The organism is Nocardia macrotermitis, from assembly GCF_009604405.1.
In the GTDB taxonomy this organism is placed as follows: domain Bacteria; phylum Actinomycetota; class Actinomycetes; order Mycobacteriales; family Mycobacteriaceae; genus Nocardia; species Nocardia macrotermitis.
Genome location: NZ_WEGK01000009.1, coordinates 125,740 through 144,830, shown reverse-complemented (window position 1 = coordinate 144,830; position 19,091 = coordinate 125,740). Strand labels below are relative to the sequence as shown.

The following is a 19,091-nucleotide window of genomic DNA, read 5'->3' as shown; positions in this document are numbered from 1 at the left end:
GCAGGAGTACCCCGATGAGCCTGGATCCCGGCCTCGATCCCGAGGCGATCCGCACCCTGATCCGCACCGCGCTGGACGAGGATCTGCGGTACGGTCCCGATATCACCACGGCCGCAACGGTTCCCGCGCACGCGGCGGTGAAGGCGGCGATGGTTTCGCGTCAGCCGGGCACCGTCGCCGGAATCGATGTCGGGCTGCTGGTGCTGGACGAGGTGATCGGCGCGGGCGACTACGAGGTCACCGACCGGGTGCCCGACGGCACCCGGGTCGCCCCCGGCGACGCGGTCCTGAGCGTGCACGCTCCGACCCGCGGCCTGCTCGTCGCCGAACGCACCATGCTCAATCTGGTGACCCACCTGTCCGGTATCGCCACCGCGACCGCGGCCTGGGTGGACGCGGTCGCGGGCACCGAATGCCGCATCCGCGACAGCCGAAAGACGTTGCCGGGCATGCGTTCCCTGCAGAAATACGCGGTCCGGGCCGGTGGCGGTGTCAATCACCGGATGGGTCTGGGCGACGCCGCGCTGATCAAGGACAACCATGTGGTGGCCGCCGGATCGGTGGTCGCGGCCCTCGCGGCGGTGCGCGCGCTGGCGCCCGACATCACCTGCGAGGTCGAGGTCGACACCCTCGAACAACTCGACGCCGTCCTGGAACACGACGTGGAACTCGTGCTGCTGGACAACTTCCCGCTCTGGGCGACCCAGGCCGCCGTGCAACGCCGCAACACTCGCGCGCCGCGCACGAAACTCGAGTCCTCGGGCGGACTCTCACTGGACATGGCCGCCGAATACGCCCGCACCGGCGTCGACTACCTCGCAGTCGGCGCGCTCACCCACTCCGTGCGTGTACTGGACCTCGGGCTGGACATGTAAGGTCACTCTCCGGAACACATTGGGGCACAGGCATTCCGGGCATTGATCCGCGCAACGCCCGGAATGTCCGACGGCCTTCGTGAGCCGAAATCCCCTGCCTACGAGGTGAGTTCACGTTCGAGCGGTGTGCGGAACCGTGGAATCGCGCGAATATCGCCGTACCACGCCCCGATCCGACCGGCCTCCGCATCGATCCGTCCGGTGGCCTCCCGCCCGATGTCTTCCAGTGCACGCCAGACGATTTCACCGTCGCCCCGCTGCGCCCACCCGCCCACGACGCGCCCACCCCACCAGACCGTCGGCCCGACATTCCCGAACGTGTCGAACAGCGCGTCGCGATGCGGCCCGAGGAACCACTCGCGATCCTGCCACCCCATCGGCGTCGGATCGAGCGCGGGCAGCAGGGTGGGACCGGGTTCGGGTTCGGGCACCGGATCCAGATCCTCGGCGAGCACTGTGCCGGTGCTGCCGCCGTCGAGTGCGACCTCGGCGATATCCAGCTGCGCCAAGGTCTTCCGGACCTCGCCGAGGGTCCAGCCGGTCCACCACTTCAGATCCGAGACCGGCGCCGGACCGAACGCGTGCAACCAGCGACGCACGAGTTCGGCGCGGGCCTGCTCGGCGGATATCACGGGAACCCCTGCGGGCAACCAGGATTCGATCGGCTCCCACACGTACTGGGTGCTGGCCCAGCTGCCGTTCGGGCGGCCGCGCACGATCCGGCCCTCACAGCCCAGGATGAGCAGCACCCAGGTGGTGATGGCGGTGGGTTTGGAGTACGGCTTACCGGGCGCGGTATCGACCTGTGTGCGCAGCCGCGGTACCGCCGCCCCGAGTTGCGCGCCGGTTGCGCTGCCGCGCACGAGCAATTCGCGATGGGTTTGCTCCTCGACCTCACCCAGCCAGGCATCGATATCCCCGTCGACGACCTGCGCCAGATGACGCGCGTAGGTCCGACGCTGTTTGACCGCCTGCGCGTCGGCGCACGAAGCCTGCAGCGCGGGAACCAGATCCACGGGCGCGACGAACATGGTCCGCCGCATCGCGAGCATCCGCAGCAGCGTCCGGTCGGTGTAGAGCGCCTGCTCGATCCCCGCGGGTTCGAGTTCGCGACTGCGCGCGGCCAGGGACAGGAACACCGTCGCGGGATCGGTGGCGTGCAGCACGACCAGCGAACGGGTGATGGTCGCGGCGTCGTCCACGCGGGCGGCGGCGGTGAGCCGGTGCCGAACGGCCAGGCGGGCCCGCCGCTGTGCGGTGTCGATCGAACGCATGGGCGAATCCTAGCGGGTGCGGATCGGGTGCGGATATATGTGATCCACGACACTGCCTAGTGGTTCGCGAGCCGGGTGATCGTGGCCGTACGCGGTGCGAGGACCTGCGCTAGGTGAGTTGAGCCACCGATGATCTCGCTCCGGCAACGCGGTGATCTCGTGCGCATCGCACAGCGGCTCCACATATTTCCGTCGGATCACGCTCCGGCGTCGGCGTCGTCCGCGCGGCCCGCTACACTCGTGCGGGAACGAGCGTGGGTCCACCGCGCGAGGTAAGTCATGGATCGCGGAGAATTCGGAGTAGTGCCATCGAAACCGGCCAAGTGATCGCAGGGCATTACCGCCTGGTCGAGCGGATTGGTAGCGGCGGCACAGGCGTCGTGTGGCGTGCCGTCGACGAGCGGCTCGAACGGTCGGTGGCGATCAAGCAGATCCTCACCCAGCCCAGTCTGCCTCCGGGTGAGAAGGAGATCGTGCGTGCGCGCGCCTCGCGAGAGGCACGGAACGCGGCCCGGTTCCAGCACCCCAACGCGATCGTCGTCTTCGACATCACCGACCACGAGGGCGACCCCTGCCTGGTCATGGAGTACCTCCAGTCGCAGAGTCTGGCGATGGTGCTGTCCTCGCAGGGCACGCTGCCGCTGGACCAGGTGGCGCGGATCGGCGAGCAGGTGGCCTCGGCCCTGGTGGCCGCGCATCGCGCCGGGATCGTGCACCGCGACGTCAAGCCGGGCAATGTGCTGCTCGGTGAGAACGGCACCGTCAAGATCACCGACTTCGGCATCTCCAAGGCCAAGGGCGATGTCGCGCTGACCGCGACCGGCCTGATCTCCGGCACCGCCGCCTACCTCGCCCCCGAGGTCGCGCGCGGCACCGACCCGACGCCCGCCGCCGACGTCTTCGCCTTGGGCGCAACGCTTTTCCACGCCCTCGAGGGTGAGCCGCCGTACGGCAGCAACCCCAACCCGCTGGCCCTGCTGTACGCGGCGGCCAACGGTCAGCTCAGCCAGCCCCGCAACGCCGGGCAGCTCACCGATCTGCTGCTGGATCTGCTCAGCTTCGAACCCGAGGATCGGCCGAGCATGGTCGAGGTCCGCGATCAGTTGGCCGATTTCGCCGATATGGCCGACGACGCCGTGCCCACCCGCATGCTGGCCACGCATCGTTCCGCACCGCGCCGCCAGGCCACCCGCACCCTGGATCGCCGCGCCGAACAGGCCGAGATCTCGACCGCGGAGATGATGGCGCAGGAGGCCCCCTCGGAGCCGAGCCTGCCCCCCGTGCGCCCGGCCCGCCCCAACGCCCACCCCACCCGCTCGAACCCCATCGCCCGCCCCGAACCGGACGAGGAGCCCGGCAACCGCCGCACCCTCCTGTTCGTCGGCGGTTTCGTCGCGGGCCTGGTGATCGTCGGCGTCGCCCTCTACCTGCTCTTCGGTGGCTCCCCACCGGAATCCTCTTCCGCACAGGCGAATTCGACCTCCACCAGCGCCGCCGCGCAGACCAGCGCGCCCTCCAGCGCATCTCTCGGTGAGACCAAGAGCGCCGGTAAGGCCGATGGGGGATCCGCGGCCACCATGATCTCCAACTTCTACAACATCCTGGTCGGCAACGAGGGCAGCCTCAGCAACGCGTGGAGCATGCTGACCCCCGCCGCACAGCAGGTCTACGGCAGCGAATCGGCCTTCGAGAGTTACTGGTCGGACAATCCGGTGACCAGGTGGAGTTCGGTCAAGTCCGCCAGCGGGTCCAGCAATTCGGACGGATCGGTCGACATGCTGGTCGGCAACGTCACCAACGCCGGGCATTCCCGGTCGGTGTCGCTGCGCGTGATCGTCAACAGCAGCGGCAAACCGCTCATCGACAGCGATACCAAGTCCTGAGCTTTTTCCAGGCCCTGTCACGAATACGCCCAATGGCGCAATCGTGCACCCTAGGGTTTGCCGTACTCGTTGTGCCGGTTAGCCTTCCACTGTGGATATACGGCAGATGCTCAGAGAGGAGCGCGCCGAACTGGCCGCGCTGCTGCATTCGCTGAGCGAGCAGGAGTGGGAGTCGCCGTCGCTGTGCGCGGGGTGGCGGGTGCGCGATGTGGTGGGGCATCTGCTGTACGACGCGACCACTCTGTCGGACTACATGATGGTGGGGGTGCGCTGCGGGTTCTCCCCGGACGGGGTGAACAACGCGCTGGTGGACCGCGCCAAACCCCTGTCCGTCGCGGAGCTGCTGGACAGGTTCGAGCACAACGGCGAGCACATCACGCGGCTGGTCCCCAAGATCGGCCTGGCCGACATGTTCGTGCACCAGCAGGACATTCGCCGCCCCCTCGGACACCCCCGCACCGTGCCCCCCGAACGCCTGCGCGCGGTGCTGGCCCACCCGGACCCCTTCGCCCGCCCCGGCCGATACACCAGCGGCCTGCGCTTCATCGCGACCGACGTGGAGTGGTCGCGCGGCGTCGGCCCCGAGGTGAGTGGCCCGGGCGAGGCACTGGCCCTGGCGATGGTGGGACGCACCGTCGCCTTGGACGAGCTGACCGGTGACGGAGTGCCGATCCTGCGCCTGCGTCACGGGTGAACGCGCGCCGTCACGGCGTACCGGCATCGGCCGACGCATCGCGAGAATCATTGCGCCCGAATCCGATTCACTCCCGAGATACGGAGACCGCGCCGGGACGCCGTGCGTGCGGCGGCCCGGCGAACGCTCAGTCCCGCGTGACCGCGTACCCCGACACGTGCGTCGGCCGGATCGCCAGCTTCACGCGATCCTTCGCGTCGGGCGGCACGATCGGCCCGCCGCCGTAGCGCTGCGACAGGCTGCTGTACAGCGAGCCCTCCGGATCCGGTTCGACGTGGTCGACCACGCCGCGGACCTCGATGTAGCGATACGGCTTGTCCGGATCGAAGATCGAGATCGAGACGCGCGGTTCGGCGGCGAGGTTCCGGAACTTCTGCCGGGCGTTGGTGTGCGTGAACCAGATGTATTCGCCGTCCCAGACGAACCACATCGGGTTGACCTGCGGCGCGCCGTCGGGGCGGGTGGTGCCCAGGCTCGCGAAGATGGGGCGCTCGAGCAGGTCACGGGCCTTGGCGGGGATCTCGACCATCGTCCCTCTTTCCGTCGTCGGTGTGTGGTGTACGTCCGGATCGAACCACGCGGCGCGCTGCGGTATGCCCGGCCGGTCGGGCGGCGGATGGCGCGCGACGCGGACCCGATAGTCTGGTATGTGGTCCGGGGCCATCCTGCCTCGGGTGTGATGACCAGCACAGACAAGGATTCCACACCGCTATGACATCCCGCATCGAGCTCGCCCGCGTCGATCTGCGCGGTCGTACTCCCACCGCCGCCGAGCTGCGCACCGCGCTGCCGCGTGGGGGAGTCGACGTCGACTCGGTGCTGCATCATGTGCGACCGGTCGTGGAGGCGATTCGCGATCGGGGTGTCGAGGCGGCACAGGAGTTCAGCGAGAAGTTCGACGGCGTGGTCCCGGCCTCGATCCGGGTGCCCGCCCAGGAGCTGGACCGGGCGCTGGACGAGCTGGACCCGGCCGTGCGCACCGCGCTGGAGATCGCCATCGAGCGGACCCGCAAGGTGCACGCCGATCAGCGCCGCACCGACACCACCACCGAGGTGGTGCCCGGCGGGACCGTCACCGAGCGTTGGGTTCCGGTGGAGCGGGTCGGGCTGTACGTGCCCGGCGGTAACGCGGTCTACCCGTCCAGCGTCGTGATGAACGTGGTGCCCGCCCAGGCCGCCGGGGTCGGCTCACTGGTCGTATCCTCCCCGCCGCAGGCCCAGTTCGGCGGCCTGCCGCACCCGACCATTCTGGCCGCGGCGAAACTGCTCGGCGTCGAGGAGGTTTGGGCCGTCGGCGGCGCACAGGCCGTGGCCCTGCTGACCTACGGCGGCACCGACACCACCGGATCCGCACTCGAACCGGTCGACATGATCACCGGCCCCGGCAATATCTTCGTGACCGCCGCCAAACGCCTGTGCCGCGGCCTGGTCGGCATCGACGCCGAGGCCGGACCCACCGAGATCGCGATCCTGGCCGACGCCACTGCCGACCCGATCCACGTCGCCGCCGACCTGATCAGCCAGGCCGAACACGACGTGCTGGCCGCCAGCGTGCTGGTCACCGACAGCGCCGCGCTCGCCGACGCGGTCGAGACCGCGGTGAACGCGCAGCTCGAGGTCGTCAAACACCACCACCGGGTGGCAGAGGCGTTGTCCGGCAAGCAATCCGGCATCGTCCTGGTGGACACCATCGATCAGGGTCTGCGCGTGGTCGACGCCTACGCCGCCGAACACCTGGAGATCCAGACCGCCGACGCGTCCGCGGTCGCGGCCCGGGTCCGCAGTGCCGGAGCGATTTTCGTCGGCGCGTGGTCCCCGGTGAGCCTGGGCGACTACTGCGCCGGATCCAATCACGTGCTGCCGACCGCCGGGTGCGCCCGGCACTCCTCGGGGTTGAGCGTGCAGACCTTCCTGCGCGGCATCCACGTCGTGGAGTACACCGAGGCCGCGCTGAAAGACGTTGCGGGACATGTGGTCGCGCTGTCCAAGGCCGAGGATCTGCCCGCCCACGGCCAGGCCGTGCAGGCGCGATTCGAGGCGCTGTCGTGACGAGTGTGGCGAATATCCCGGGTGCCTCGATCTCCCTGGACGATCTGCCGCTGCGGGAGAACCTGCGCGGCAAATCCCCTTACGGCGCACCGCAATTGACCGTTCCGGTGCAGCTGAACACCAACGAGAATCCGCATCCGCCGAGCCGGGCGCTGGTCGACGACGTCGCCGAATCCATCCGGGCCGCGGCCGCGGATCTGCACCGCTACCCGGACCGCGACGCGGTCGCCCTGCGCACCGACCTGGCCGCCTATCTGACCCGCCAGACCGGCGTCGCGCTGGACGTGTCGAATGTGTGGGCCGCCAACGGATCCAACGAGATCCTGCAACAGCTGTTGCAGGCGTTCGGCGGATCCGGCCGCAGCGCAATGGGTTTCGTCCCGTCGTATTCGATGCACCCGATCATCTCCGAGGGCATCGACACCGAATGGGTTGCGGCCAAACGTGATGCCGATTTCACCCTCGACATCGACTACGCCCTCGCGCACATCGCCGAACGCCGCCCCGACGTGGTGTTCGTGACGAGCCCGAACAATCCGACCGGGCACAGCATCACTCAGCCGGACCTGATCCGGATCCTCGAGGCCGCGCCGGGCATCGTCGTGGTCGACGAGGCGTACGCCGAATTCTCCGGTGCGCCCAGCGCGATCGAGCTGATCGATCGGTTCCCGGCCAAGCTGGTGGTCAGCCGGACGATGTCCAAGGCGTTCGCCTTCGCCGGTGGCCGTCTGGGATATATGGCCGCCGCGCCCGCGGTGATCGACGCGATGTTGTTGGTGCGCTTGCCGTATCACCTGTCGGTGGTCACCCAGGCCGCGGCGCGGGCGGCGCTGCGGCACGCCGACGAGACCCTGGCCAGCGTCGCGGAACTGGCGGTGCAGCGCGATCGGGTCGCGAAGGCGTTGGGGGAGATGGGTTTCCGGGTCGCACCGAGTGACGCCAACTTCCTGCTGTTCGGTCCCTTCGCCGACGCACCGCGCGCCTGGCAGCGGTATCTGGACGAGGGCGTGCTGATCCGCGACGTCGGTATCCCCGCACATCTGCGCGTCACCATCGGTCTCACCGCCGAGAACGACGAATTTCTGCGCGTCAGCGCACTTCTGGCGGACACCGAGCGGGTGATCCCGTGAGCACCGATCCGGCCGCGGTCACACCGGCCGACACGAATCCCGAGTCGAGAGCGAGTATGCACCGAATCGCGCGGGTGGAGCGCACCACCAAGGAGTCCAGCATCGTCGTCGAGCTGGATCTCGACGGCACCGGTCGCACCGAGATCTCCACGGGCGTCCCGTTCTACGACCACATGCTGACCGCCCTGGGCGCACACGCCAGTTTCGATCTGAGCGTGCGCTCGGAGGGCGATATCGCGATCGAGGCGCATCACACCGTCGAGGACACCGCGATCGTGCTCGGGCAGGCGCTCGGCCAGGCCCTCGGCGACAAGAAGGGCATCCGCCGCTTCGGCGACGCCTTCATCCCGATGGACGAGACGCTGGCCCATGCGGTGGTGGACGTGTCCGGGCGGCCCTACTGCGTGCACACCGGCGAGCCGGATCACCTGCTGCACACCGTGATTCCCGGTGCGCCGGTCGCGAGTTCGGGTCCGCGTCCCGGGGCGCCCTATTCCACGGTGCTGAATCGTCACGTGTTCGAATCCATCGCCCTCAACGCCCGCATCGCGCTGCACGTGCGGGTGCTGTACGGGCGGGACCAACATCACGTCACCGAGGCCGAATTCAAGGCCGTGGCACGGGCATTGCGCGCCGCGGTGGAGTTCGACGAGCGGGTCAGCGGCGTGCCCTCGACGAAGGGGGCGCTGTGAAATCCGTTGCGCTGCTGGACTACGGCTCCGGCAATCTGCATTCGGCCCACCGCGCCCTGATCCGGGCCGGCGCCGACGTCACCGTCACGGCCGACCCCGAAATCGCTTTGGCCGCAGATGGTTTGGTGGTCCCCGGGGTCGGCGCCTTCGGCGCCTGCATGGCCGGATTGCGCGCGGTGCGCGGTGAACGCATCATCGGCAAACGTCTCGCGGGCGGCCGACCGGTGCTGGGCATCTGCGTCGGCATGCAGATCCTGTTCGAACGTGGCGTCGAATTCGGCGTGGAGACCGACGGCTGCGCCGAATGGCCAGGCACGGTCGAGCGCCTGTCCGCGCCGGTGCTGCCGCACATGGGCTGGAACACCGTGCGTACCCCCGCGGACAGCGTGCTGTTCGCGGGGATGGACGAGCAGACCCGCTTCTACTTCGTGCATTCCTACGCCGCCCAGAAATGGGCCTGGAGCGACGAGGACACGGCGATCCCCCCGGCGAAACTCACCTGGGCCGAACACGGCGTGCCGTTCCTGGCCGCGGTCGAGAACGGCCCGCTCAGCGCGACCCAGTTCCACCCGGAGAAGTCCGGCGACGCGGGCGCGCAGCTCCTGCGCAACTGGGTGAACTCGCTGTAGCAACCGACCAGGGCGTTTGTCGGCGCGGTCCGGGACGCCTCGATACGCCGGAGTCCCCGCCGACGCTCATCGCGCAGGTCGTAGGTTCGCCCCTCGACTCGGGCTATGGTCGAGGGGCGGTCGGGACCATGTGACGAAAGGGGCTGCTGTCGTGAACGTCCTGGGTACGGCATTCGATCTGCCGATGTGGTTGGGCTACATCAACACCGGCTCGGCGGGGATTCCGCTGCTGAGCGGTTCGGCGGCGGGGTCCGCGGCGGCCGGGTCCAGTTAGCGCGCTCGCGAGTGCTCCGGCGTCGCGCGGGCCGTTCCCGGCCGCTGTTCGGAGTCCGTTCCGGGCCTCGGGCCTGCGGCGGGTCCGGCCCGGAGCCGGAAGCAGTACGGTTGCCCAGTAGGCTACTGCCGTGAATCTTGTGCTGCTTCCCGCCGTCGATGTCGCCAATGGTGAGGCTGTTCGCCTGGTCCAGGGGGAGGCGGGCAGCGAGACGAGTTACGGATCACCGCGTGAGGCGGCCCTGGCTTGGCAGCAGGCCGGCGCCGAATGGGTCCATCTGGTCGACCTGGACGCGGCCTTCGGGCGCGGCTCCAACCGCGACCTGATCGCCGAGGTGGTCGGCGAACTCGATGTGAAGGTCGAACTCTCCGGCGGCATCCGCGACGACGACTCGCTGCAGGCGGTGCTGGCCACCGGGTGCGCCCGGGTTAACCTGGGCACCGCCGCCCTGGAGAATCCGACCTGGGCCGCCCGCGCGATCGGCGAATACGGCGACCGGATCGCGGTCGGCCTGGACGTGCGACTGACCGAGGGCGAATACCGGTTGCGCGGGCGCGGCTGGGTCAGCGACGGCGGCGATCTGTGGGAGGTCCTCGAACGGCTCGAACGGGATGGTTGCTCGCGCTACGTCGTCACCGACGTCACCAAGGACGGCACCCTGACCGGCCCGAACCTGGATCTGCTGCGCGAGGTCTGCCAGGCCACCGAGGCCCCGGTGGTCGCCTCCGGCGGTGTGTCCACGCTGGATGACCTGCGCGCCATCGCGGGCCTGGTCCCCGACGGCGTCGAGGGCGCGATCGTCGGAAAAGCCTTGTACGCCGGGCGATTCAGCTTGCCCGAGGCGCTGGACGCGGTGCTCGGCGTGGGCGGTCAAGGGCCGGAGGCGGTAGCGGAGCGTAACCACGTAGGCCCCACGCACACGCCCGATGGACACTGAGGAGATGACCGCGCAATCGGACAACCAGGCGCTGCTCGCCATCGCGAGCGAGATATTGGATTCGGCCACACCACGTTTCGTGGAGGGACTCGGCGCGCCGAGCGCGGTCGAGAAGGGGCGCGGCGATTTCGCCACCGCCCTGGATCTGGAACTCGAACGAACCCTGTCCGAGGCGCTGCTCGAGCGCACCGGAATCGCCGTGCACGGTGAGGAATTCGGCGGACCCGCGCTCGACTCGGGCACCTCGTGGGTGCTGGATCCGATCGACGGCACCTTCAATTACTCCGCGGGACACCCACTTTCGGGCATCCTGCTCTCGCTGGTGCACGACGGCATCCCGGTGCTGGGGCTGACCTGGCTGCCGCTGCTGGGCCGCCGCTACGCCGCCGCGGTCGACGGTCCGCTGCTGCTGGACGGGAAACCGTTGCCGCCCTTGGCATCCGGGACCCTGGCCGAGGCGATGATCGGGTTCGGCGCGTTCAACGTGGATTCGCGCGGGCGCATCCCGGGTCGGTTCCGCTTCGATCTGCTGGGTGCGCTGAGCCGGCTGTCCGGGCGGGTGCGCATGCACGGTTCCACCGGAATCGACCTGGCCTTCACCGCATCCGGGGTGCTGGGCGGCGCGGTCGTGTTCGGCCATCACCCCTGGGACAACGCCGCCGGAGTCGCGCTGGTGCGCGCGGCCGGGGGAGTGGTGACCGACCTGCTCGGCGAGCCGTGGACCATCACCTCGGGATCGGTGCTCGCGGCCGCGCCCGGCGTGCACGAAGAATTGCTGGAGATGATCAATACCGCGGTCGACGAGGCCGCAGGGGAGACGAACCGATGACAGTGGCCGTGCGCGTGATCCCGTGCCTGGACGTCGACGCCGGACGCGTCGTCAAGGGCGTCAACTTCGAAAACCTCAGGGACGCCGGCGATCCCGTCGAACTGGCCGCCACCTACGACGCCCAGGGCGCGGACGAGCTGACCTTCCTGGACGTCACCGCCTCCACCGGCGATCGCGGCACCATGATCGACGTGGTCACCCGCACCGCCGAGCAGATCTTCATCCCGCTCACCGTCGGCGGCGGCGTGCGCACCGTGGACGACGTGGACCGGCTGCTGCGCGCGGGCGCGGACAAGGTGTCGGTGAACACCGCGGCCATCGCGAATCCGGAGATCCTGCGGCAGATGTCCGAGCGGTTCGGCTCGCAGTGCATCGTGCTGTCCGTGGACGCCCGGACCGTGCCCGAAGGCACCGAACCGACCCCCTCGGGCTGGGAGGTCACCACGCACGGCGGTAAGCGCGGCACCGGTATCGACGCGGTCGAGTGGGCGGTGCGCGGCGCGGAACTGGGCGTCGGGGAGATCCTGCTGAACTCGATGGACGCCGACGGCACCAAGGCCGGTTTCGATCTGCGGATGTTGCGCGCGGTGCGCGCGGCGGTCTCGGTGCCGGTCATCGCCAGCGGAGGCGCGGGCAAGGTGGAGGATTTCGCCCCGGCCGTGCAGGCGGGTGCGGACGCGGTGCTCGCCGCGAGCGTGTTCCACTTCGGCGATCTGACCATCGGACAGGTCAAGGACGCCATGCGCGGCGAGGGGATCACCGTCCGCTAGCGTGGAGGGCGTGAGTCTGGATCCCGCCATCGCCGCCCGCCTCAAACGCAACGAGGCCGGACTGGTCGCCGCGGTCGCGCAGGAGCGCGGCACCGGTGACGTGCTGATGATGGCGTGGATGGACGACGAGGCCCTGGCCCGCACCCTCGCCACCCGCAAGGCGACCTACTACTCGCGTTCGCGGCAGCAGTACTGGGTCAAGGGCGAGACCTCCGGGCACACCCAGTACGTGCACGAGGTGCGGCTGGACTGCGACGGGGACACGTTGCTGCTGATCGTCGACCAGGAGGGCGCGGCCTGCCACACCGGCACGCACACCTGTTGGGATTCGGATGTCCTGCTGACCGACCAGAGCTGAACCGATCATCGCCGCGCCGAGTGGCTCGGGATGAGTTGTCGGACTGCGTGATTCGGGTCTCGGCGGGATACGGAGTTCGCGATGTGCTCGCAATGATCCGATCTCCGGCGAGCGTCACTCCGGTGCGGGTTCGGCGTTCTCCGTCGACGGTCTGCCGTTGGCGCGACCGAGTCCCCGGGTGAGCCCCTTGTCGAGTTGCGCGACCATCGCCTCGCCGAGTTCCGCGAGTTGCTCGGTCTGCCGCTCGTCCAGCCCGTCCAGGACCAGTCCGCGCACGGCCTCGAGGTAACCGGGGGTGGCCTGCTGGACCTTCAGCAGCCCGGTTTCGGTGAGTACCGCGTCCGCGCCGCGACGGCCCGTGGACATCTCGCGTTTGGCCCAGCCGAGCCGCTCCAATTTGGTCACCACATGCGACAGCCGAGATAGCGAGGCGTTTGCTCGGGAGGCCAGTTCGCTGAGCTGAAGTCGGTGTTCGGGCTCGGCGGCCAGTAGCTCGAGAACGAAGTACTCGAAGTGCGTGACGCCGGATTCCCGCTGCATCTGCGTATCCATGGCGGCGGGCAGCCGGGTCGTGAGCGCGACCAGGATTCGCCACGCTCGCTGTTCGGTGGGATTCAGCCACTTCGTCACTTCGAGCCTCTCTTACAGCCAAGTGACGTGATCTCGTTTGCGAAACTGGGTCTGGTTGATCGGTCAATCCACGGTCACCTGCAAACATGTAGTTTGCCATGATTTCGCTCGATGGTCACGGATGTTCTGAATGACGTGACATCTCTCACCCGTTGCGTTCCACGTCAGCGGGCTCGGCAGGTGCTTGCGACCCGCTGGAATCCCGGCGATGCCGCCCGGCGCGGCGCGTGCGCCAGCGCCCGCGCATCCGCAGGAACAGTGCGAGCAGGAACAGGATCGCCGCGACGATCGCGCCGATCAGCGAGGCGCCGCGAAAACCGGGCGCCTGGACATCCAGCACGCGTTCCCCGGCGTGCGCGGCGCCGCTGCCACCCCAGACGATGGTGAGCGTCATCAGATTCGGCACGGCCACCACCAGTGCCAGCACGGCCGCGCATCCGGCCAGGAACCGCCCGCCCTTGCGTCGCCAGACCACGACGCCGCTCAGCAGCAGGAACAGCGGGATCACCGTGCAGAAGAAGCCCAACCCCAGACCCGACCAGATGCCTTTGGCGAAACTGCCGTGCCCGGACATGGTCGCGATGCGCTGCGCCCACCAGCGCGGAATGAAGGAGGCCAGAATGAAATAGGCGACGACCAGCACCGCGATCACGGCGACGACGCCGATGATCCGATTTCGCCAGATATTGGTGCTGGATGATTGCTCCGCACTGTGCGAGGTCATATGACCAGCGTAGGCGGAATTAGCCGAAGTACCGGGCGCGGCACACGCCCGGTACCGAAAAGCCGGTCAGACCCCGAGCAGCGTGGCCACTTCCGGATTCTTGATCTGCATGACGTCCAGAATGCCGTGCGCCTTCAGGAACGGCTCGAGTTCCTTGATGCGGTCGGCGTGCTCGGCGTACTCGTCCGGGAATTTCCGCCGGTCCAGGCTTTCCAGGGCCTTCGCGTAGGTGACGAAGGTGGCCAGCGCGTCGGACCGCGCACCGCTGCTCTGCGGGCTGCGGGACATCGTCCGGGGCGCACCGCCCGGCTGCTGCGACGGGTACCGGGGGACCTCCGGTGCGATCGGTTGCGAGGGGTACATCGGTAAACGAACTCCGCTCTGTCTCGGGTGCCCGCCGCGCCGATCGGACTCGCGCGCCGCGGAGGGCAGGAAATGCTGGCTGGGGGCTCGAACGCATCCGCCGCCGGTGACCTCGTCCGCCCGCGAACGGCGCTCGTAAGGGTAACGCCCGGGGCGCTCACGCAGGGGGCGAACCGGGCAGGCTGGGTGTGGGCCGCGGGAATCTCGATTGCCCGGTCCTGAAATGATGGGTCGTATGCACGGCGCAACCGATCGTCCGGGGACCTCGACCACCACCACCCGCGAACACTTCCGTGCTCTCGCGGCCGAGCACCGGGTGGTCCCGGTGACTCGAAAGGTGTTGGCGGACTCCGAGACTCCGCTCTCGGCCTACCGCAAGCTGGCCGCCGACCGGGCGGGCACGTTCCTGCTCGAGTCGGCCGAGAACGGGCGATCGTGGTCGCGATGGTCGTTCATCGGCGCGGGCAGCCCGGCCGCGCTGACGGTCGTGGACGGCGAGGCCGCCTGGTACGGCCCGGCCCCCGCCGACGCCCCGTCCGGCGGCGATCCGCTGCACGCCCTGCGCGACACCCTCGAACTGCTGCGCACCGAACGTCTCCCGGATCTGCCGCCGCTGACCGGCGGCCTGGTCGGCTACCTCGGCTACGACATCGTGCGCCGGATGGAACGGCTGCCCTCGCTCGCGCAGGACGATCTGCACGTGCCCGAGATGGTGATGCTGCTGGCCACCGATCTGGCCGCGTTCGACCACCACGAGGGCGCGATCACCCTCATCGCCAACGCCGTCAACTGGAACGGCACCGACGAGCGCGTCGACGAGGCGTACGACGACGCGGTCGCCCGGCTGGACCGGATGACCGTCGCGCTGGCCGCGCCCGCCGACTCGACCGTCTCGGTGTTCGACCGCCCCGAGCCGGAGTACCGGCGGCAGCGCAGCAGCGCGGAACACCACGCGGGCGTGCGGCGGCTGGTCAAGGAGATCGAAGCCGGCGAGGCGTTCCAGGTGGTGCTCTCGCAGCGGTTCGAGATGGATTACGACGGCAGCCCGCTGGATCTGTACCGGATGCTGCGGGCCTCGAACCCGAGTCCGTACATGTATCTGATGCACGTTCCGGACGGGTCGGGCGAGACCGCGTTCTCCATCGTCGGCTCGAGCCCCGAATCGCTGGTGACCGTCAAGGACGGCGTCGCCACCACGCATCCGATCGCGGGCACCCGGTGGCGCGGGGCCACCACCGAGGAGGATGTGCTGCTCGAGAAGGATCTGCTGGCCGACGAGAAGGAGAACGCGGAACATCTCATGCTCGTCGACCTGGGCCGCAACGATCTGGGCCGGGTCTGCCGACCCGGCACCGTGCGCGTGACGGACTATCGCCACGTCGAGCGGTACAGCCACGTCATGCATCTGGTCTCGACGGTCTCCGCGGAACTGGCCGAGGGACGTATCGCCCTGGACGCGGTGCAGGCGTGCTTCCCGGCGGGCACGCTCTCGGGCGCGCCCAAGGTCCGCGCGATGCAGTTGATCGAGGAGTTGGAGCCGACCCGTCGCGGGGTGTACGCCGGAGTGGTGGGATATCTCGACTTCGCCGGTGACGCCGACACCGCCATCGCCATCCGCACCGCGGTGCTCAAGGACGGCATCGCCTATGTGCAGGCCGGTGGCGGCATCGTCGCGGATTCCGAACCCGAGTACGAGGACGCCGAGTCCAGGAACAAGGCGATGGCGGTGCTCAAGGCCGTCGCCGCGGCCCGCACGGTCCGCGCCTTCGCCCCCGACGCGGGCACGGCGGGCTGAGATGAACGCGGCTGAATCCCTGCCCGGCGACGAGCTCCCAGAACAGCCCGAAACCCCTGTGCGGCGGAGGAATCCGATCGGACCGGTGGTGTTGCTGGCGTTGTCGGCGGCCGCGCTGTGGGGCGCCTCGCGGATGACGTGGGTCACCATCACCTCCTCGGACGGGCTCACCGAACCGGCCACGCACCGGCTCGACGGGGGCGTCTGGTTCGGCGCGCTGACCCCGGTCGCGCTGGTCCTGTTGGCCGCGGTGGCGGCCGTCTTCGCGACGCGCGGCTGGTTGCGGCGGCTGGTCGGGGTGGTGGTCGCACTGCTCGCGGCGGTGGCCGCGGTACCCGGATTCGCGCTGCTGACCCATCACGGCAGGACGTCCGAGCGCGCCGCGACCCTCGCGCAGCTACCCGCCCGCGCGCACGTGGATCATGTGGTCACCGCGGGATTTCCGGCGGCGCTGAGTCTGATCGGCGCGGTGCTGGCGTTCGTCGCGGGTCTGCTGCTCGCGCGGATGCCCGAGGCCACGGCCCGGATGTCGGGTAAATACGACAACCCGGTGTTCCGGCGGGCGGCTGCGGCCGAGCAGGTCGCCCGGCAGCGCGACAACCGCGCGGACACTCCATCCGCAACTTCGGAGCACACCCCGTCCGGGACGTCGGAAACCGCTGCGCCGCAGGCGAGTCCCGCCGCGAACCAGCCGTTGTCCGAACGCGTGCTGTGGGATGCGCTGGACGCCGGCGCGGACCCCACCGACGACGGGGCCGAACGTGACCGGTGAGTCACATCCGCCCAGGTGCGACGCGGAACACCCCGCTGTCGGCGTCGGGAACATAGCCATTTACTCTTTATCAAGTTCGGTGAGAGACAACGGCCTGGGGGGATTCTCAGGCATCAACTCCGTCTCCCCAGAAAGGATTCGAGCCAGATGACGGTACTCGACTCGATTCTCGACGGGGTCCGCGCGGATGTGGCCGCTCGGGAAGCCCACCTGGATTTCCAGGCCGTCAAGAAGGCCGCCGCGGCCGCCGTGTCACCGCGCAACGCCCTGGCCGCCCTGCATCAGGACGGCGTCGGAGTGATCGCCGAGGTGAAGCGTTCCAGCCCCTCCAAGGGCGAGCTGGCCGACATCCCGGATCCCGCGAGTCTGGCGAAGTCCTACCAGGACGGCGGCGCGCGGATCATCAGCGTGCTGACCGAGGGACGCCGGTTCAACGGCTCCCTGGACGATCTCGACGCGGTGCGCGCGGTCGTCGACCTGCCCATCCTGCGCAAGGATTTCGTGGTCGGCCCGTACCAGATCCACGAGGCGCGCGCGCACGGCGCGGATGTGATCCTGCTGATCGTCGCGGCGCTGCCGCAGGACGTGCTGTCCTCGCTCATCGACCGCACCGAATCGCTGGGCATGACCGCTCTGGTCGAGGTGCACACCGAGGAGGAGGCCGACCGCGCGCTCGAGGCCGGCGCCTCGGTCATCGGCGTGAACGCCCGCAACCTCAAGACGCTCGAGGTGGATCGCGACGTCTTCGCCCGCATCGCACCGGGTCTGCCCACCGAGGTGATCCGGGTCGCGGAGTCCGGGATCAGCGGTACCGCGGATCTGCTCGCCTACGCCGGTGCCGGCGCGGATGCCGTGCTGGTCGGCGAGAGCCTGGTGACCAGCGGTGATCCGCGTGCGGCGGTGTCCGAACTGGCCACGGCCGGTACCCATCCGTCCTGCCCGCGCCCGCTGCGGCGGGGTGCGGCGCGATGACGCGGACGCAGGAACCGTTGCTGCCGCAGGCCAGCGAGGGCGTCACGCGGCGCAGTCACGAACCCGACGCGGGCGGGCATTTCGGCGTCTACGGCGGTCGGCACGTGCCCGAGGCGCTGATGGCCGTGATCGAGGAGGTCACCGCCGAGTACGACAAGTGCCGCGTGGACCCGGAGTTCCTGGGTGAGCTGGACCGGTTGCAGCGCGACTACGCCGGACGTCCCTCGCCGCTGTTCGAATGCCGCCGCCTGGCCGAGCACGCCGGGGGCGCGCGGATCTTCCTCAAGCGCGAGGATCTGAACCACACCGGTTCGCACAAGATCAACAATGTGCTGGGTCAGGCCCTGCTGGCGCAGCGGATGGGCAAGACCCGGATCATCGCCGAGACCGGCGCGGGTCAGCACGGCGTCGCCACCGCGACCGCGTGCGCCCTGCTCGGGCTGGAATGCATCATCTACATGGGCGCGGTGGACACCGCCCGTCAGGCGCTCAATGTCGCGCGGATGCGGCTGCTGGGTGCGAAGGTCGTCTCGGTGACCACCGGTTCGCAGACCCTCAAGGACGCCATCAACGAGGCGTTGCGCGACTGGGTCACCAATGCCGACGAGACCTACTACGCCTTCGGCACCGCCGCGGGCCCGCACCCGTTCCCGCTGCTGGTGCGCGATTTCCAGCGGGTGGTCGGACTCGAGGCGCGGGCGCAGATCCAGGCGCAGGCCGGGCGGCTGCCCGACGCGGTCGCGGCCTGCATCGGCGGCGGATCCAATGCGATCGGCATCTTCCACCCCTTCATCGATGACGCGGGCGTGCGCCTGATCGGTTACGAGGCGGCCGGTGACGGCGTCGAAACCGGAAGGCACGCAGCGACATTCACCGGTGGCACGCCGGGCGCGTTCCAGGGCGCGTACTCGTATCTGCTCCAGGACGAGGACGGGCAGACCATCGAATCGCATTCGATCTCGGCGGGTCTGGACTACCCGGGCGTCGGGCCGGAGCACGCCTACCTCAAGGACGTCGGCCGCGCGGAGTACCGCCCGATCACCGACGCCGAGGCGATGGACGCGCTGCTGCTGCTGTCCCGCTGCGAGGGCATCATCCCGGCCATCGAATCCGCGCACGCCGTCGCGGGCGCGCTGAAACTCGGTCGCGAACTGGGCGAGGGCTCGATCATCCTGGTGAACCTGTCCGGCCGCGGCGACAAGGATATGGACACCGCCGCGAAATGGTTCGGCCTGTTCGACGGGCCTGCTCAGGATGAGAGTTCGCGATGAATGTGGTCGGTGGTCGCGGCGACAAGGACATGGCAGTGACATCGAAGAGCGCCGCCGCGAAATGGTTCGGCCTGTTCGACGGGCCTGCTCAGGACGAGGGTTCGCGATGAACGTGGTCGGTGGTCGCGGCGACAAGGACATGGCAGTGACATCGAAGAGCGCCGCCGCGA

Annotated in this window: 20 protein-coding genes and 1 pseudogene; 16 read left to right on the top strand and 5 right to left on the bottom strand. The window is 69.2% G+C overall.

Annotation, left to right across the window (positions count from 1 at the left end; translation table 11 throughout):
• The first annotated feature begins 14 nt into the window (after positions 1-14).
• Positions 15-875: a carboxylating nicotinate-nucleotide diphosphorylase gene (gene nadC, locus NRB20_RS21305; protein WP_153411903.1), complete on the top strand. Its 861-nt coding sequence runs from the start codon at positions 15-17 to the stop codon at positions 873-875.
• A 98-nt stretch (positions 876-973) separates the two neighbouring features.
• Here nadC and NRB20_RS21300 read toward each other — a convergent pair whose 3' ends face one another.
• Complete coding sequence (locus NRB20_RS21300; protein ID WP_153411902.1) at positions 974-2,149, bottom strand: winged helix DNA-binding domain-containing protein; 1,176 nt, start codon at positions 2,147-2,149, stop codon at positions 974-976.
• A gap of 323 nt (positions 2,150-2,472) precedes the next feature.
• Between NRB20_RS21300 and NRB20_RS21295 the strand changes: the two genes are divergently transcribed.
• Positions 2,473-4,032: a serine/threonine-protein kinase gene (locus NRB20_RS21295; RefSeq protein ID WP_319945217.1), complete on the top strand. Its 1,560-nt coding sequence runs from the start codon at positions 2,473-2,475 to the stop codon at positions 4,030-4,032.
• 106 nt (positions 4,033-4,138) lie between these two features.
• The gene (locus tag NRB20_RS21290) at positions 4,139-4,726 is read left to right on the top strand and encodes a maleylpyruvate isomerase family mycothiol-dependent enzyme (RefSeq protein ID WP_153412078.1); all 588 of its coding nucleotides are present in this window, start codon (positions 4,139-4,141) and stop codon (positions 4,724-4,726) included.
• Between the two features lie 127 nt (positions 4,727-4,853).
• Here NRB20_RS21290 and NRB20_RS21285 read toward each other — a convergent pair whose 3' ends face one another.
• Positions 4,854-5,255, bottom strand: coding sequence for a PPOX class F420-dependent oxidoreductase (locus tag NRB20_RS21285; protein ID WP_153411901.1), 402 nt, complete (start codon positions 5,253-5,255; stop codon positions 4,854-4,856).
• A gap of 182 nt (positions 5,256-5,437) precedes the next feature.
• On the opposite strand from NRB20_RS21285, the gene hisD reads away from it, so the two are divergent.
• The 9 genes and pseudogenes from hisD (at position 5,438) to hisI (ending at position 12,394) form a co-directional block, all read left to right on the top strand.
• Positions 5,438-6,775: a histidinol dehydrogenase gene (hisD, locus tag NRB20_RS21280; RefSeq protein WP_153411900.1), complete on the top strand. Its 1,338-nt coding sequence runs from the start codon at positions 5,438-5,440 to the stop codon at positions 6,773-6,775.
• 5 nt (positions 6,776-6,780) lie between these two features.
• Positions 6,781-7,905, top strand: a complete 1,125-nt coding sequence (locus NRB20_RS21275) for a histidinol-phosphate transaminase (protein ID WP_319945260.1) — start codon at positions 6,781-6,783, stop codon at positions 7,903-7,905.
• A 56-nt stretch (positions 7,906-7,961) separates the two neighbouring features.
• A complete protein-coding gene (gene hisB / locus NRB20_RS21270) occupies positions 7,962-8,597 on the top strand; it encodes an imidazoleglycerol-phosphate dehydratase HisB (RefSeq protein ID WP_153412076.1) in 636 nt (211 codons plus the stop codon).
• Positions 8,594-9,226: an imidazole glycerol phosphate synthase subunit HisH gene (gene hisH, locus NRB20_RS21265; protein ID WP_319945216.1), complete on the top strand. Its 633-nt coding sequence runs from the start codon at positions 8,594-8,596 to the stop codon at positions 9,224-9,226. The genes hisB and hisH overlap by 4 nt, the downstream gene beginning before the upstream one ends.
• 151 nt (positions 9,227-9,377) lie before the next feature.
• Entirely contained in the window at positions 9,378-9,500 is a 123-nt protein-coding gene (locus NRB20_RS38970; RefSeq protein WP_264766367.1) for a hypothetical protein, read from the top strand.
• A gap of 130 nt (positions 9,501-9,630) precedes the next feature.
• Positions 9,631-10,356: pseudogene (gene priA / locus NRB20_RS21260) on the top strand (bifunctional 1-(5-phosphoribosyl)-5-((5-phosphoribosylamino)methylideneamino)imidazole-4-carboxamide isomerase/phosphoribosylanthranilate isomerase PriA); the annotation flags it as partial.
• Between the two features lie 85 nt (positions 10,357-10,441).
• Positions 10,442-11,266 (top strand): inositol monophosphatase family protein, encoded by an 825-nt coding sequence (locus NRB20_RS21255; protein ID WP_153411899.1) that lies wholly within the window; start codon positions 10,442-10,444, stop codon positions 11,264-11,266.
• On the top strand, positions 11,263-12,036 hold the full coding sequence (gene hisF / locus NRB20_RS21250; protein WP_153411898.1) for an imidazole glycerol phosphate synthase subunit HisF: 774 nt from the start codon (positions 11,263-11,265) through the stop codon (positions 12,034-12,036). The genes NRB20_RS21255 and hisF overlap by 4 nt, the downstream gene beginning before the upstream one ends.
• A 10-nt stretch (positions 12,037-12,046) precedes the next feature.
• Entirely contained in the window at positions 12,047-12,394 is a 348-nt protein-coding gene (gene hisI / locus NRB20_RS21245; RefSeq protein WP_319945215.1) for a phosphoribosyl-AMP cyclohydrolase, read from the top strand.
• A gap of 114 nt (positions 12,395-12,508) precedes the next feature.
• Here the strand turns inward: hisI and NRB20_RS21240 are convergent, their stop codons facing one another.
• From NRB20_RS21240 to NRB20_RS21230, 3 genes are all read right to left on the bottom strand, one after another.
• Entirely contained in the window at positions 12,509-13,024 is a 516-nt protein-coding gene (locus NRB20_RS21240; protein WP_319945214.1) for a MarR family winged helix-turn-helix transcriptional regulator, read from the bottom strand.
• A 145-nt stretch (positions 13,025-13,169) separates the two neighbouring features.
• Positions 13,170-13,748, bottom strand: coding sequence for a permease (locus NRB20_RS21235; RefSeq protein ID WP_153411897.1), 579 nt, complete (start codon positions 13,746-13,748; stop codon positions 13,170-13,172).
• Between the two features lie 66 nt (positions 13,749-13,814).
• Positions 13,815-14,111, bottom strand: a complete 297-nt coding sequence (locus tag NRB20_RS21230; RefSeq protein WP_194289952.1) for a hypothetical protein — start codon at positions 14,109-14,111, stop codon at positions 13,815-13,817.
• A gap of 235 nt (positions 14,112-14,346) precedes the next feature.
• Here NRB20_RS21230 and NRB20_RS21225 point away from each other — a divergent pair, with 235 nt between their 5' ends.
• The 4 genes from NRB20_RS21225 (at position 14,347) to trpB (ending at position 18,921) form a co-directional block, all read left to right on the top strand.
• A complete protein-coding gene (locus NRB20_RS21225) occupies positions 14,347-15,906 on the top strand; it encodes an anthranilate synthase component I (RefSeq protein WP_153411896.1) in 1,560 nt (519 codons plus the stop codon).
• Position 15,907: 1 nt separating this feature from the next.
• Entirely contained in the window at positions 15,908-16,678 is a 771-nt protein-coding gene (locus NRB20_RS21220) for a TIGR02234 family membrane protein (RefSeq protein WP_153411895.1), read from the top strand.
• Positions 16,679-16,825: 147 nt separating this feature from the next.
• The gene (gene trpC, locus NRB20_RS21215; protein WP_153411894.1) at positions 16,826-17,650 is read left to right on the top strand and encodes an indole-3-glycerol phosphate synthase TrpC; all 825 of its coding nucleotides are present in this window, start codon (positions 16,826-16,828) and stop codon (positions 17,648-17,650) included.
• Positions 17,647-18,921 carry a tryptophan synthase subunit beta gene (gene trpB / locus NRB20_RS21210; protein WP_153411893.1) on the top strand — a complete coding sequence of 425 codons (1,275 nt, stop codon included), beginning with the start codon at positions 17,647-17,649 and terminating at the stop codon, positions 18,919-18,921. The genes trpC and trpB overlap by 4 nt, the downstream gene beginning before the upstream one ends.
• Positions 18,922-19,091: the final 170 nt, after the last annotated feature.

Coding starts and splice junctions, on each gene's coding strand:
- NRB20_RS21285 (WP_153411901.1), bottom strand. CDS start 5,255: ATGGTCGAGATCCCCGCCAAGGCCCGTGACCTGCTCGAGCGCCCCATC.
- trpB (WP_153411893.1), top strand. CDS start 17,647: ATGACGCGGACGCAGGAACCGTTGCTGCCGCAGGCCAGCGAGGGCGTC.
- NRB20_RS21225 (WP_153411896.1), top strand. CDS start 14,347: ATGCACGGCGCAACCGATCGTCCGGGGACCTCGACCACCACCACCCGC.
- NRB20_RS21235 (WP_153411897.1), bottom strand. CDS start 13,748: ATGACCTCGCACAGTGCGGAGCAATCATCCAGCACCAATATCTGGCGA.
- NRB20_RS21300 (WP_153411902.1), bottom strand. CDS start 2,149: ATGCGTTCGATCGACACCGCACAGCGGCGGGCCCGCCTGGCCGTTCGG.
- NRB20_RS21220 (WP_153411895.1), top strand. CDS start 15,908: ATGAACGCGGCTGAATCCCTGCCCGGCGACGAGCTCCCAGAACAGCCC.
- trpC (WP_153411894.1), top strand. CDS start 16,826: ATGACGGTACTCGACTCGATTCTCGACGGGGTCCGCGCGGATGTGGCC.
- hisF (WP_153411898.1), top strand. CDS start 11,263: ATGACAGTGGCCGTGCGCGTGATCCCGTGCCTGGACGTCGACGCCGGA.
- hisB (WP_153412076.1), top strand. CDS start 7,962: ATGCACCGAATCGCGCGGGTGGAGCGCACCACCAAGGAGTCCAGCATC.
- NRB20_RS21255 (WP_153411899.1), top strand. CDS start 10,442: ATGACCGCGCAATCGGACAACCAGGCGCTGCTCGCCATCGCGAGCGAG.
- nadC (WP_153411903.1), top strand. CDS start 15: ATGAGCCTGGATCCCGGCCTCGATCCCGAGGCGATCCGCACCCTGATC.
- NRB20_RS21290 (WP_153412078.1), top strand. CDS start 4,139: ATGCTCAGAGAGGAGCGCGCCGAACTGGCCGCGCTGCTGCATTCGCTG.
- NRB20_RS21230 (WP_194289952.1), bottom strand. CDS start 14,111: ATGTACCCCTCGCAACCGATCGCACCGGAGGTCCCCCGGTACCCGTCG.
- hisD (WP_153411900.1), top strand. CDS start 5,438: ATGACATCCCGCATCGAGCTCGCCCGCGTCGATCTGCGCGGTCGTACT.